13 protein-coding genes are annotated in these 13,082 nt (G+C 55.9%); 10 read left to right on the forward strand and 3 right to left on the reverse strand.

Annotated features, from left to right (window positions below; translation table 11 throughout):
* The first annotated feature begins 20 nt into the window (after positions 1-20).
* The 6 genes from Q7T36_RS15095 (at position 21) to Q7T36_RS15120 (ending at position 5,982) form a co-directional block, all read left to right on the forward strand.
* Positions 21-833: an MOSC domain-containing protein gene (locus Q7T36_RS15095; RefSeq protein WP_304850437.1), complete on the forward strand. Its 813-nt coding sequence runs from the start codon at positions 21-23 to the stop codon at positions 831-833.
* A gap of 60 nt (positions 834-893) precedes the next feature.
* Positions 894-1,568 carry a hypothetical protein gene (locus Q7T36_RS15100; protein ID WP_304850440.1) on the forward strand — a complete coding sequence of 225 codons (675 nt, stop codon included), beginning with the start codon at positions 894-896 and terminating at the stop codon, positions 1,566-1,568.
* A gap of 86 nt (positions 1,569-1,654) precedes the next feature.
* A complete protein-coding gene (locus tag Q7T36_RS15105) occupies positions 1,655-2,338 on the forward strand; it encodes a hypothetical protein (RefSeq protein ID WP_304850445.1) in 684 nt (227 codons plus the stop codon).
* Positions 2,335-2,775, forward strand: a complete 441-nt coding sequence (locus Q7T36_RS15110) for a hypothetical protein (RefSeq protein ID WP_304850448.1) — start codon at positions 2,335-2,337, stop codon at positions 2,773-2,775. Before Q7T36_RS15105 ends, Q7T36_RS15110 begins: the two co-directional genes overlap by 4 nt.
* 207 nt (positions 2,776-2,982) lie before the next feature.
* Positions 2,983-5,595 (forward strand): type I DNA topoisomerase, encoded by a 2,613-nt coding sequence (gene topA, locus Q7T36_RS15115; RefSeq protein WP_370690138.1) that lies wholly within the window; start codon positions 2,983-2,985, stop codon positions 5,593-5,595.
* A gap of 66 nt (positions 5,596-5,661) precedes the next feature.
* Positions 5,662-5,982 carry a hypothetical protein gene (locus tag Q7T36_RS15120; RefSeq protein WP_304850451.1) on the forward strand — a complete coding sequence of 107 codons (321 nt, stop codon included), beginning with the start codon at positions 5,662-5,664 and terminating at the stop codon, positions 5,980-5,982.
* 40 nt (positions 5,983-6,022) lie between these two features.
* Here Q7T36_RS15120 and Q7T36_RS15125 read toward each other — a convergent pair whose 3' ends face one another.
* Entirely contained in the window at positions 6,023-6,355 is a 333-nt protein-coding gene (locus Q7T36_RS15125) for a hypothetical protein (protein WP_304850454.1), read from the reverse strand.
* Between the two features lie 71 nt (positions 6,356-6,426).
* Positions 6,427-7,155 (reverse strand): phosphoadenylyl-sulfate reductase, encoded by a 729-nt coding sequence (locus tag Q7T36_RS15130; protein WP_304850457.1) that lies wholly within the window; start codon positions 7,153-7,155, stop codon positions 6,427-6,429.
* Positions 7,156-7,302: 147 nt separating this feature from the next.
* Here Q7T36_RS15130 and thrH point away from each other — a divergent pair, with 147 nt between their 5' ends.
* Positions 7,303-7,917, forward strand: coding sequence for a bifunctional phosphoserine phosphatase/homoserine phosphotransferase ThrH (thrH, locus tag Q7T36_RS15135; RefSeq protein WP_304850460.1), 615 nt, complete (start codon positions 7,303-7,305; stop codon positions 7,915-7,917).
* A gap of 68 nt (positions 7,918-7,985) precedes the next feature.
* Here thrH and pabB read toward each other — a convergent pair whose 3' ends face one another.
* On the reverse strand, positions 7,986-9,338 hold the full coding sequence (pabB, locus tag Q7T36_RS15140) for an aminodeoxychorismate synthase component I (RefSeq protein ID WP_304850463.1): 1,353 nt from the start codon (positions 9,336-9,338) through the stop codon (positions 7,986-7,988).
* Positions 9,339-9,574: 236 nt separating this feature from the next.
* Between pabB and Q7T36_RS15145 the strand changes: the two genes are divergently transcribed.
* The 3 genes from Q7T36_RS15145 to Q7T36_RS15155 all read left to right on the forward strand — a co-directional run bounded on the left by Q7T36_RS15145 (position 9,575) and on the right by Q7T36_RS15155 (position 12,719).
* The gene (locus tag Q7T36_RS15145; protein ID WP_304850466.1) at positions 9,575-10,456 is read left to right on the forward strand and encodes a DUF6160 family protein; all 882 of its coding nucleotides are present in this window, start codon (positions 9,575-9,577) and stop codon (positions 10,454-10,456) included.
* Between the two features lie 313 nt (positions 10,457-10,769).
* Positions 10,770-11,651 (forward strand): DUF6160 family protein, encoded by an 882-nt coding sequence (locus Q7T36_RS15150; protein WP_304850469.1) that lies wholly within the window; start codon positions 10,770-10,772, stop codon positions 11,649-11,651.
* A 198-nt stretch (positions 11,652-11,849) separates the two neighbouring features.
* On the forward strand, positions 11,850-12,719 hold the full coding sequence (locus Q7T36_RS15155; RefSeq protein ID WP_304850472.1) for a hypothetical protein: 870 nt from the start codon (positions 11,850-11,852) through the stop codon (positions 12,717-12,719).
* Positions 12,720-13,082: the final 363 nt, after the last annotated feature.

Genomic DNA, 13,082 nt, shown 5'->3' on the forward strand with positions numbered 1-13,082 from the left:
AAGTCTCTCAGGAAGCCATCATGGATTGTTTTGTTTCCGCACTGGCGATTTATCCCTTGAAGTCAGCCGCAGGAATTCCGGTGCCAAGCGCCAGGATAACTCCGCGCGGGCTGGAGTGGGACCGCCACTGGATGTTGGTGGATGCGGATGGCAACTTTGTGACGCAGCGCGTCCAGCCGCGCATGGCATTGATCCGGGCCTCGGTGGAAGACGGAATGCTGGCGCTGGAGGCGCCGGGCATGCCTGACTTGCTTGCCAGACCTTACACACCCGTCACGCTTCATGTTAAGGTCTGGAATGATCAGGTTCCGGCTGAAACCGTGAGCGCCGAGGCGGATGCCTGGTTGTGCGCATTTTTGAGCGCCAAGGTACGTTTGGTGCACTTCCCGGAGGCTGTACAACGGGAGGTAGATCCATTCTGGGCCGGAAATGGACACTTTACGTCATTTTCTGACGGTTTCCCGTTTCTGGTCACCACGCAGTCGGGCTTTGACCGGCTGTCGATGCAATGGGAAAGACCGGTTCATTGGCTGCGTTTTCGGCCCAATATTGTGATCGGGGGCACAGCGCTGCCGTTTGCTGAAGACAAATGGTCGGAATTGCAGATAAGTGGAACGAAGTTTGCCATGGTGAAACCATGTTCGCGCTGTGTCATCCCGTCTATTGACCCGGTGACGGCGCTCAAGGACAGTGGTTTTCAGCAGATGCTGGCCCATGAGCGGCGTCAGGCCGACGGGAAAATTTATCTGGGCCAGAATGCCGTGGTCATCACGCTGGGTGGGGAAGGCCGGATAAGTACGGGTGACAGGGTGCAGTGGATTACTGCAGTTTGAATCGTGGCCGGATGGCGAGTTTTCGCCATCGGCTGACAGGCAATAATAAGGAATAAAGTCATGATCATTAGCTATCATTTTTCGTTTGATGATGGACGGGAGATGTCCTTCAACGTCGATCTGGACCGTCACTATGATGCCGCCAAGGCGAAGAAGGCTGCATCGTGGACGGCCTTGGACAATAATAAATGCCAGAATTGCCCGCTTTCTTCATCCAGTCATCAGCATTGCCCGGCCGCGGTGGATCTGGATGATGTCATCCGTGGCTTCCACGGCACACTGGCTTCGACAAAGATCAATGTCAGGGTGGTGACGCAGGAGCGTGAGTATGTGAAGCGGGTGACGCTGGAAGAGGGGGCCCGCGCCCTGATGGGGCTGGTCATGGCCACCAGCGCCTGCCCGGTATTCGGCACCCTGAAGCCCAACGCCCGTCACCACCTGCCATTTGCCCGTCAGGAAGAATATGTGCTGCGGTCTGTGTCCCTCTACCTGATGAAGCAGTATCTGGTCTGGCGTGAAGGAGGCGCTCCGGACTGGGAATTGAAAGGCTTGGTCAAGAACAGCGAACAGTTGCAGATGGTCAATCACGCTTTCTGGCAACGCATCATGACCGAGTTCCAGAGTGACGCCAACTCCAAGGCGCTGCTGAGCTTCTTCACGATGTCTTCCAGTATGTCATCGTCGTTGCAAAGCCAGATTACCCGCATGAAAAATGTATTTTTCACGACAGAATGAGGGTAGCGCGCTGTCCGGATGAGTCACCAGGAGGGTTTCATTTCCGCTACTGTCCATTCGCCGGAGCCTGAGGAGATACCAGCATCATGCAGATTGATTACCGCTTTTCGTTCGATGACGGCCGTGATCTGAGTTTCGTTGTTGATCTGGACCGGCATTTTGACACCCGGCAGAACCGTGACTCCGCACCGGCCTGGACGCATCTGGGCAATTGCCGATGCCCCAATTGTCCGTTGGACGCCTCGGTGTACTCCCATTGTCCGGCAGCCCTGGATCTGGACAAGGTGGTCAGCAGCTTCCAACGCATACCGGCCAGCCTGAAAGTGAATGTTCAGGTGATGGCGCCGGATCGCGAGTATGCCAAGCGCGCGCCGGTGGAAGAGGGCGTGCGTTCGCTGATCGGGCTGATCATGTCCACCAGCGCCTGCCCAGTGTTCCAGGAGTTGAAGCCCAATGCCCGCACGCATTTGCCATTCGCCAGCCGGGAAGAAATGGTGCTGCGTCTGGCCTCGCTGTATCTGATGAAGCAATATCTGGTCTGGCGTGACGGCAAGGAGCCTGATTGGGATCTGCGAGGCGTCGTTAACGAGCATCAGGAGTTGCAAAAGGTCAACCAGGCGTTCTGGCAGCGCTTGATGACGGCCTATGAGAGTGATGCCAACTCCAAGGCCTTGCTGAGCTTCTTCACCATTTCCGCCGATGTCGCCAAATCGCTGGACTCCCAGTTGGCCCGCATGAAAAATGTTTTTTACAGCAGCCATGAACTATGACGGCATTTATCTGGATCATGCTGGCGGTGGTGATTTTTGTGGGCGGTCAGATTCTGGCGATGCGTCCCAATGCCCGTGATCAAGCCTTGCTGACACTGCGGGAGACCGCCCGGAAAACGGGGCTGCAACCGCGATTGCTGGCAGCCCCGGAGTGGCTGAAGCAGGATTCGCGGCAAATGGTGGCGTGTTACACCCTGATCGTTCCCGAGGCCGTCATGCCTTATTGGCGGGTGCAACGCATTGATGATCAATGGAAAACTGTTTCGGGACAGGATCGTTTGCCGGGCATTGTCATGCCGGCGGCTGCCGATCAATTGCTGGCCATGGAAGGACAGGCGAATGCCGTCTGCTTCTACTGGCGTGAAACGGCCGGAACCGAGGTGCTGGAGGAGTTGAAAAGCCTGCTTCAATTACTGGCTAAGGCGAACTTACAATAAGAGTCCTCAGCTTATTGGTCTTTAACACAGGTCAAAACTCGTTCGGTTGCTGCTTAATGACGCAAAATCAGGGGTCTGAAAGCGGGTTCCGGCGATTTTGTCTGCCATCTTCTTGTATGCTTGCTTGACCCCGGCGTTTCTTCCTTTTATATATGGCCGACTTTGCGCCTTCCCGCGCCTGACTTTTAATTACAAATCCGGAACCTTATGGCTAAAGCACTGGTAATCGTTGAATCGCCCGCCAAAGCAAAAACGATCAACAAATATCTCGGGAAGGATTTCATCGTCAAATCCAGTATCGGCCATGTGCGTGATCTGCCGGTCAGCGGAGGCGCCAAAGACGAGAAGGAGCCTGCTGTCCGCACCAAGGCCAAGAGTCCTGCCGACAAGGCCGAAAGGACCCGCAGCGCCCTGATTTCACGGATGGGGGTGGATCCCGATCACGATTGGGAAGCCCATTACCAGATTTTGCCCGGCAAGGAAAAAGTCATTGCCGAATTGAAGATGTTGGCGGCCGGTGTCGAAACCATCTACCTCGCAACCGACTTGGATCGCGAAGGAGAAGCGATTGCCTGGCATCTGCGAGAAGTGATCGGCGGCAACTCGGACCGTTACCAGCGGGTGGTTTTCAACGAAATCACCAAGACCGCCATCACGGCCGCCTTCCAGAAACCCAGCCAGCTGAACATGGATCGCGTCAACGCCCAGCAGGCGCGTCGCTTTCTGGATCGTATTGTCGGGTACATGGTGTCGCCGCTGCTATGGGAGAAAATTGCACGCGGCTTGTCCGCCGGCCGGGTGCAATCCGTGGCTGTGCGCCTGGTTGTGGAAAAGGAACGGGATATCCGCGCCTTTGTACCGGAAGAGTACTGGGAAATTCACGCTGACACCCTGACTCCGCAGGCCGTGAAATTGCGCTTGCAAGTTGCACGCTACCAGGATCAGGCCTTCCGCCCGCATAACGAAAAAGACGCCATGAAGGCCAAAGCCGAGCTGCAAGCCGCGCCGATGTCGGTGGGCAAGCGCGAGGACAAGCCAACCCGCACCCGCCCGCCAGCACCTTTCATCACGTCCACGCTGCAACAGGCGGCCAGCACCCGTCTGGGCTTCACGGTCAAGAAGACCATGACTCTGGCGCAGCGGCTGTACGAGGCGGGCTACATTACCTACATGCGTACCGACTCGACCAACCTCAGTCAGGACGCCCTGCAAACCGTGCGCGGCTTTATTGACCAGACCTTCGGCAATAAATACCTGCCGGAAAAACCCAATTTTTACGCCAGCAAGTCCGGCGCCCAGGAAGCGCACGAAGCCATTCGTCCTTCAGATGTGCATACCCGGCCCGGCAGCATCGCCGGCATGGAGCGTGACTCGGAACGGCTGTATGACCTGATTTGGCGTCAGTTTGTAGCCTGCCAGATGCCCGATGCCGAATACCTCAGCACCACCATTACCGTAACCGCCGGCGCTTATGAATTGCGCACCAAGGGCCGTATCCTGACGTTCGACGGTTTTACCCGCGTCTTGTCGCCGGTGCAAAAGGACAATGAAGATATCGTCCTGCCCGATATCAAGGTGGGTGAGGCATTGACGCTGGTGGAGCTGATACCCACCCAGCATTTCACCAAGGCGCCGCCACGCTTCACTGAAGCGACATTGGTGCGGGAGCTGGAAAAACGGGGCATCGGCCGTCCGTCGACCTATGCCTCCATCATTTCCACCATTCAGGATCGCGGTTACGTCAAGCTGGAAAACAAGCGCTTCTACGCCGAGAAAATGGGCGACATTGTCACGGACCGCTTGCTGGAAAGCTTCCATGACCTGATGGACTACGACTTTACCGCGCATCTGGAAGAGAATCTCGACAAGGTGGCGGAGGGCGACAGCAATTGGAAACAAGTGCTGGATCAATTCTATCAGGGCTTCAGCCAGCGCTTGCAGCAGGCGGCCGGGGATAACGGCATGCGCCGCAACCAGCCGGTCACCATTGACCTGCCGTGCGTACAGTGCGGACGGGAAATGCAGATCCGTACCGCCAGCACCGGGGTGTTTCTGGGTTGCTCAGGGTATGCGTTGCCCCCGAAGGAACGCTGCAAGGGTACGGTCAATCTGGTGCCGGTCGAACATGTGGCCTTGGCCGATAATGATGAAGAAGGTGAAACCAACGAATTGCGCGCCCGTCGGCGTTGTCCCAAGTGCGGCACCGCCATGGACAGCTATCTGGTGGATGCCGGGCGCAAGCTGCATGTTTGCGGCAATAATCCGGATTGTGACGGTTTCCAGTTGGAAGAAGGGGAATACCGGCTCAAGGGTTATGAAGGCCCCACCATTGAGTGTGACAAGTGCAACGGCCGCATGGAGTTGAAGAGTGGCCGCTTTGGCCAGTATTTCGCCTGCACCAGCTGCGCCAATACCCGCAAGGTCCTGAAGAACGGGGAGGCTGCTCCGCCCAAGGCTGACCCGATTCCCATGCCGGAGCTGCGCTGCGTCAAGACGGATGACTTCTTTATTCTGCGGGATGGCGCCGCCGGACTGTTCCTGGCTGCCAGCCAGTTCCCCAAACATCGGGAAACCCGGGCGCCAACCATTGCCGAACTGCGCAGCGTCGCCGACCGCTTGGACCCCAAGCATCATTACCTGTTGCAGGCCCCGGACATGGATGATTGCGGTAACCCCGCGCAACTGCGGTTCAGCCGCAAAAGCAAGGAGCAATATGTCACTACCGAAGACGGCGAAGGCAAGCCTTCGGGCTGGCAGGCCTTTTTCCGCGACGGCCACTGGCAAGTGGTGAAGGGGAAAATGCCCAAGGGTGAAAAATAAGCGGCTTCTGGCCGTTGGCGCTGAGCTGACGGCCGGTGAAGCCAGTGATCGTCAGGAACGGGTGGAATGATAGAACAGAAAGAATCCGGCCCCGAGTTGCTGGAAGTGGTTGAAGTCAGGGATGGCGAAGTCGTATTGCGTCGCGCTGACAGCAGCCAAGGTTCCGGGGAGCCGCTGGTCTCAATCCGCTTTTCGGAGGAAGCGCGGGAGATTCTGGGCGGTCAGGCCGGTAATCTGGGCAAGTCCATGATTGCCGCCGGATTGCAGATGGTCGGGTTAATGTTCCGGCAGCAGGCGGAAGCGGCCGGGCATGAGGCCAGTGCCGACGAAGATGAAAATGCGGCAGACACCCCGGCAGAGAGTGTTGACCGCCACCGTCTGCATTGATGAAATTCGGGGTTGCAGGTTTATCCTGAACCCTAACCCGTTACAGAAAGTCCAGATTTTCGTTGTTCATGATTTCCCGCAACTCATCCTTTTCGGATACGGCAGTTGCCAGAACTTCCTTCACAAACTTCAAATAAACCGTATGCACGGTTTGTGTGCCGTCATTGGCGGTAACCACAAAAAACGGCGCCCGGTCCACGCTCAGTCGGGCCGCCAGTTGCATGCCGGCGGATTCCGGGTCGCGCTCATCAGCCACCAGCAGTTCATCCACAAAGCGCATCTGGTTCTCGGCTTCCATGCGTTCCAGCACTTCACCGCACTTTTTGCAGGGAGAGCCATCCATCAGGATCTTTTTCACCATGGTAATGTGCATGGTTGTTACCTCCATCAATACTGCTTGCATCCGGGCGGGTATGCAAAAACGTTAAAACCGGGGCCGTTGGCTTACTTCAGGTTAACGACGTGCAGGCCGCATTCCTTCTTGGTGGCTTCTTCCCACCACCAGCGTCCTTCACGTTCGTGCTGGTTCGGCAACACCGGACGGGTGCAGGGCTCGCAGCCAATGCTGGTGAAACCTTTCTCATGCAGCTCATTGTAGGGAACTTCATAAGCGCGGATGTAATCCCACACCTGTTCCGAAGTCCAGTTGGCCAGCGGGTTGAACTTCACCAGGCTCTTGCCCGGTCCGGAAAAAGCGGCATCAGGTTGCACCACGGGCACGCTGACGCGGGTGCCGGGGCTTTGGTCCTTGCGCTGGCCGGTAATCCAGGCATCCAGCGTGGCCAGTTTCTTGCGTAAGGGAGCCACCTTGCGCACACCGCAACATTCCTTGTGATCCTCGGTATAAAAGCTGAACATGCCTTTCTTGTTCACCATCTCTTCCACCAGCGTGGCATCGGGGAAGCAGATTTCTATGCTGACCTTGTATTTATCACGCACCTTGTCCAGCAGGCGGTAGGTTTCACCGTGCAGGCGGCCGGTATCCAGCGAAAAAACCCGGAACGGCTTGCCCAGACGGGCCGCCATGTCCACCAGCACCACATCATCCGCGCCACTGAAAGAGATGGCTGCATTTTCGCCAAAGTTGTCCAGTGCCAGCGCCAGGATTTCCTGGGGTGTTTTGGCGTCGAAATCAGCCGCCCATTGCTGGACAGTCTCTTTGGTGATGGTCATGACGGATCCTCGTGAGGGGAATGGGTATCAGTAAGATGGGGACGAAGGGGCATAATTCTACCAGCAAAAAAGTCGGAGATTGCACCGGCGGGATGAAATCGGTAGAGTTCGCGCCAGGTTTTAAACACAATATTTGACGGGGTGGCTATGGAAATCGTATGTCTGGATCTGGAAGGCGTGCTGGTGCCGGAAATCTGGATCAATTTTGCGAAGAAGACGGGCATCAAGGCGCTTGAAGCCACCACTCGCGACATTCCCGACTACGATGTGCTGATGAAGCAGCGCCTGGAAATCCTGCGCGAGCACAAGCTGGGCTTGCCCGACATTCAGGCCGTCATCGCCGACATGGGGCCGCTTCCCGGCGCCGCTGAATTTGTCGCCTGGGTGCGCGAGCATTTCCAGTTGATCATCCTCTCCGACACCTTCTATGAGTTTGCCGATCCGCTGATGAAGCAACTGGGCCGCCCCACCATTTTCTGCCACAAGCTGGAAACCGACAGCAACGGCATGATCACCAATTATGTGCTGCGCCAGCCGGACCAGAAGCGTGAGGCTGTCAAAGCCCTGCATGGCCTGAAGTATCGCGTTATTGCCGCCGGTGATTCCTATAACGACACCGCCATGCTGGGCGAAGCGGAAAAGGGCATTCTTTTTGATGCCCCGGACAACGTCATTCGCGAATTTCCGCAGTTCCCGGTGACCAAGACCTATGAAGAACTGAAGGCCCAGATTCGCAGCGGCTCGTTGCGCAATATTCCCTGATTAAAGTTACGCATTCACATGTGTCCGCCATCTGAACCACTAAAGTTCATGATGGTGGAAACATGTTTTCAACCCGGTTTCAAAAACCGCCGCTCCAATTCCTTCAGCAACGGTCCAATCTTGTTGAAGCATTCCTGATACTCCGCCTCGCATTCCGAATCCGCTACAATGCCGCCGCCCGCCCAGGCGTAAATTTCGTTCTTCACCCGCAGCAAGGTGCGGATGGCGATGTTCCATTCCCCCTGCCCGTCCGCCGACAGCCAGCCCATGGTTCCGCAATAAATGGAGCGTTCGCAGTTTTCCAGCTCGTCGATGATTTCCATGGCCCTCTTTTTGGGGGCGCCGGTAATGGAGCCGCCGGGAAAGGCATCAAACAGCAAATCCAGCGGGTGGGAGTCCGGATGAAGCTGACAGCTGATTTCGCTGATCATGTGGTGAACATGGGCGAAGGACTCAATGCGGAACAGCTCGTCGGCGCGCACCGAGCCGGTAACGGCATGCTGGCTGAGGTCATTGCGCAACAGGTCGACAATCATCAGGTTTTCAGCGCGGTCCTTGGGGTGCAGGGACAATTCTTGCAGCAGGGCGGCGTCTTCCGCAGGGTCGGAGCTGCGGGGGCGGGTGCCTTTGATGGGGCGGGTGACTACGCGGTTGCCGTCGAAACGCAGGAAAAGCTCCGGTGACAGGCAAAGGATATCGCCAAAAGGGGTGGCGGCATAGGCAGCGTGGGGAGGGCGGCTGATGCTATCAAGAGCCAGGAAGGCGTTCAGGCTGTTGCCCCGGCAAGGGGCCTTGAAGGCCTGCGCCAGATTGACCTGATAGCAGTCACCGGCATGGAGGTAGTGCTGAATGCGCTGGAAGTTATGTGCGTAGTCTGCGGCCGGGGTAAGTGCGTTGAAGGCGGCGTTCAGCTGGAACGGTTGAGCAAGTCCGGTTTTACTGGTGGTGACGGCTGCATGCAGGGTGGACAGCAGTTCACTGGTGGCGGCCGTGATGACGGCTTCGCCGGTGGCTTGCAGGGAAATGAACGCATCATAAAACCCGAAGCACGCCAGGGGAAAATCTGGCGCATGTTGCTTGGGGTGAGTCCGATTTTGGGTTGCATTGTAAGCCAGCCAGCCGATCATGCCGCCACTGAAGTCCGGGCTGTGGGGAAGCAGGGAGGGAAAGTGATTCAAGGTGGCTTTCAGCAGCGGCAGCAGTGGGCTGTCAATGCGTTCATGACGGTAGTTGTAATCATCCTGGCGCGTGTAGAGATGGATGCCGTCATTACCGGTCTGCACAATGACCTGCCGGGGTAGTGTGGCAAGGGTGGTCGCAGTTCCGGATCGCAGCCAAACGCTCCAGTCACCCGGTTTGTCTGACAGTGTTTCCGGGGGGATGTCTGAAGGTAATTGCTGGCTGAATGGGTGGTGGGGCATGCGCGCAGAGGGGCCGTGGTTGAAGCTGAAGTTGATCTTCCCTGAACGCGTTGTCAATGACAAGCTGTTTTGCGCCGTAAGGGTTTTCAGGCCGACTCCCGTAGCATTTTCCAGCAAAACGCCTGCCGTCAATGTTCTGGTTGAATCTTGCACACCCGTGCTAACTATGAAAGAATGTGAACGGGTGTACTAAAATCACGCAAAAATTCCAATACTTCCACCCCATGGAGAGAATAATGTCTTATTTCAACCGCCTTATGCTTGCTTCCATTGTTGCCGCATCTTCATCCGCCTTTGCTCTGGAGTCGCTGGAAGATGAGGCACTGTCCCAGACCACTGGTCAGGACGGCGTAACCATCAGCATTACCCCGCCTGTCGCCGGCATCGTGTTTTCTACGGTGATCCATGATTCTGATCCTGTTGTTGATGGCGCCATCATCATTGGTAACCCACTGTCGGCAGCCGGTCATACCGCTACCAGTATCACTACCCCGGTCGGTCAGTCGATCAATCTGGTGGTCGATGCCACGGGTGATGTAGACGCTGGCACCGCTGGTAACCAGGCCTCCTTGCTGGTTAACGTGGTTATTCCGACAGGCACTATTATTCATACCGGCTCCATCTCGGCAGCCCAAAGTAACTTGGCCGGCGTAGCTGTCACCAACCAAACTGCGGCTATTGTTGATGACATCACTGTGACCTTGGGTGCAACCACTCTGGCCATGACACTGGGTAATGAAGTGGCCACTACCGGCCAAATGATGCGCTTTACCTCCCTCATGACCGGTGGTTTGACGCTGGCCAACTTCGCCCTGCGCGACGCCAACGGCGGTAACGGCAGTGCGGCCAGCGGCGGTTCTGCCATTCGCGCCACCAGCATTGTCATGAATGATCTCGGCGCCAGCACCAATCTTAATATTGATGCCCGTATTGATGTAGTGCCTACCGGCCTGCAAGTCAATCTGGTGCAGTTCGGTACGTTGGCTGGTGGTGCGGATGTGCAGATGACGGGCTTGCGCTTCGGTAGTACTTCCGCAGTGGACAACGTGGCTATCGGCAACGTGGATATCGTCGGTCTGAACCTGGCAGGTACGCTGATCAAGATCGCCGGTCACTAATCCGGTTGTTATTTTAGGTGTACAGAATGCCCCGTATTCGGGGCATTCTTTTTCGTAAGTTGACATGGGAATGAATGGATATTCAGGCCAATTATCGGAATATTCGTTAGGCCGCAAGGCTAAGTTACCGGGTGGTCGCAATCCACAAAGCTGCAGGCAGAGTCTTGCACGGGAGTGGCTGGAAATTGTTCATCCGTCTCATTGGCAAATGGCGCATCAAGTATTGTTTTGGGGGGAGGTGTGTGAAAGAATAAGGACGGGTGTACTAAAAACCACGCGAATAAGCCAATATTGCCACCCCTTGGAGAGAACAATGACTCATTTCAATCGCCTTCTGCTTGCTTCCCTGATTGCCACATCCTCTTCCGCCTTCGCTCTGGAGTCGCTGGAAGATGAGGCCCTGTCCCAGACCTCCGGTCAGGACGGCGTCACCATCAGCATTACCCCGCCTGTCGCCGGTATCGTGTTTTCTACGGTGATCCATGATTCTGATCCCGCTGTTGATGGCGCCATCATCATTGGTAACCCACTGTCGGCAGCCGGTCATACCGCTACCAGTATCACTACCCCGGTTGGTCAGTCGATCAATCTGGTGGTCGATGCCACGGGTGATGTAGATGCTGGCACCGCTGGTAACCAGGCCTCCTTGCTGGTTAACGTGGTTATTCCGACAGGCACCATCATTCATACCGGCTCCATCTCGGCAGCCCAAAGTAACTTGGCCGGCGTGGCTGTCACCAACCAAACTGCGGCTATTGTTGATGACATCACTGTGACCTTGGGTGCAACCACTCTGGCCATGACACTGGGTAATGAAGTAGCCACTACCGGCCAAATGATGCGCTTTACCTCCCTCATGACCGGTGGTTTGACGCTGGCCAACTTTGCCCTTCGTGATGCCAACGGCGGCAACGGTAGTGCGGCCAGTGGTGGCTCCGCCATTCGCGCCACCAGCATTGTCATGAATGATCTGGGTGCCAGCACCGACCTTAACATTGATGCCCGTATTGATGTAGTGCCTACCGGCCTGCAAGTCAATCTGGTTCAGTTCGGTACGTTGGCTGGCGGTGCTGATGTACAGTTGACAGGTTTGCGCTTCGGTAGCACTTCCGCAGTGGATAACGTGGCCATTGGCAACGTGGATATCGTCGGTCTGAACCTGGCAGGTACGCTGATCAAGATCGCCGGTCACTAATCCGGTTGTTGCTTTAAGTGTGCAGAATGCCCCGTTATCGGGGCATTCTGCTTTGTGGGGCATCAAAAGTGAAAATTGGGAGGGAATCCAGGCCTTCTGTCTGCTGGATGATCAGTGCTGTGGCCAAAGCAAAAAGCTTGCTGTAAGATGTGCAAACTAATAACACTATAAAAATCACAATGCCATGGAGATCTGCCCATGAAAGGCCCCACTCCTTTTGCCAAAGCAACCGCCCTCATGGCTTGTGTACTCACGGCTTCCCCGGCTTTTGCCCTTGAAAATCTCTCCGATACCGATCTGTCCGGTGAAGTCGCGCGTGACGGTGTCACCTTTAAACTGATTCTGGCGGATTTTGACGGCGCAGGGGCGGGCACCGATCTCGGTTTGAGTGTTGGCCAAACGTTGCTGCATGACGGTGATGGCACGCCGGGCGCAATAGTTCATGGTACGAGTATTGTGGGGGATCGACTGGAGTTGACCATGGCGGCGGGTAGCGTCATCACGACAATGGTTGATGCTGTGGGTGATGCCAGTGCATTGCCGGGCAACCAGGCCATGTTGAACATAAATATTGATGTGCCGGCTTTTACCCTCAAGACAGGTAAATTGTATGCAGCGCGCAGTAACGGTACAGGTGCAGTTGTTTCTGACTTGTCCGGGGCCATTACCGAGGGTATGACCCTAAATGTGGGGGCTTTAACTGTGAATGCCCAGCTTGGCACAGAAAACCAAGGGTACATGTTGCTGGTCAATGGGAATATGGCGGGTGGAATTACGGGTTCCAACTTTGTCCTGAATGATGTCAATTCGGGGGGGGGTATTCGTATAAATACCATTGCGATTGAGAATAACGGAGCCAGTACTGCGCTGGATGTTTCCGTGGGCGTAGACATCGGGCCGGCGGGTCTAGTAGCCGAGGTCATTCAATTGGGTACCCTGGCAGGTGGCATGGACTTGCAGTTGGGTGGCGTGAAGCTTGGCAATGCTGGCGCCACATCCATTGGCAATGTGGATATTGTCGGCTTGAACCTGGCGTCTACGCTGATCCAGATATCCGGTCATCTTTGATGCGGAGTGGGTGACATAGTCATAAAAAAGGCCACTTTATACGTGGCCTTTTTTATGACTATGTCACCGCAGGCCGTTAAAACGCCTTTATCAATGCCTGAAGGAGGGTGGCGCGCAGCGCCGGGATAGGGCTCGCTAACGGTCGCTTGATGGTTGCTCTTGGATGCTACTCAGCTTCCAAACCCGAGTCATATGCTGACGGAAAGGGCAAGCCTTGGCTTCAACAGCTTCGCCAGCCAACAAGTTTTGTGATGCAGTCCTCATTCGTAACGAAAATTCTACCTTTTGTCGGACTCGGGGCAAAAAGATGCATTCCGGGGCTTGTCCGATGGTAGGAGTAGTGTTACTTTTCGTTTGCCTAAT

The organism is Fluviicoccus sp., from assembly GCF_030646115.1.
In the GTDB taxonomy this organism is placed as follows: domain Bacteria; phylum Pseudomonadota; class Gammaproteobacteria; order Pseudomonadales; family Moraxellaceae; genus Fluviicoccus.

Bases quoted from the DNA above. Each gene is read 5' to 3' on its own strand.
- Q7T36_RS15130 (WP_304850457.1), bottom strand. From the start codon at position 7,155: ATGACCATCACCAAAGAGACTGTCCAGCAATGGGCGGCTGATTTCGAC.
- Q7T36_RS15150 (WP_304850469.1), top strand. From the start codon at position 10,770: ATGACTCATTTCAATCGCCTTCTGCTTGCTTCCCTGATTGCCACATCC.
- pabB (WP_304850463.1), bottom strand. From the start codon at position 9,338: ATGCCCCACCACCCATTCAGCCAGCAATTACCTTCAGACATCCCCCCG.
- Q7T36_RS15100 (WP_304850440.1), top strand. From the start codon at position 894: ATGATCATTAGCTATCATTTTTCGTTTGATGATGGACGGGAGATGTCC.
- topA (WP_370690138.1), top strand. From the start codon at position 2,983: ATGGCTAAAGCACTGGTAATCGTTGAATCGCCCGCCAAAGCAAAAACG.
- Q7T36_RS15155 (WP_304850472.1), top strand. From the start codon at position 11,850: ATGAAAGGCCCCACTCCTTTTGCCAAAGCAACCGCCCTCATGGCTTGT.
- thrH (WP_304850460.1), top strand. From the start codon at position 7,303: ATGGAAATCGTATGTCTGGATCTGGAAGGCGTGCTGGTGCCGGAAATC.
- Q7T36_RS15095 (WP_304850437.1), top strand. From the start codon at position 21: ATGGATTGTTTTGTTTCCGCACTGGCGATTTATCCCTTGAAGTCAGCC.
- Q7T36_RS15105 (WP_304850445.1), top strand. From the start codon at position 1,655: ATGCAGATTGATTACCGCTTTTCGTTCGATGACGGCCGTGATCTGAGT.
- Q7T36_RS15120 (WP_304850451.1), top strand. From the start codon at position 5,662: ATGATAGAACAGAAAGAATCCGGCCCCGAGTTGCTGGAAGTGGTTGAA.
- Q7T36_RS15125 (WP_304850454.1), bottom strand. From the start codon at position 6,355: ATGCACATTACCATGGTGAAAAAGATCCTGATGGATGGCTCTCCCTGC.
- Q7T36_RS15110 (WP_304850448.1), top strand. From the start codon at position 2,335: ATGACGGCATTTATCTGGATCATGCTGGCGGTGGTGATTTTTGTGGGC.
- Q7T36_RS15145 (WP_304850466.1), top strand. From the start codon at position 9,575: ATGTCTTATTTCAACCGCCTTATGCTTGCTTCCATTGTTGCCGCATCT.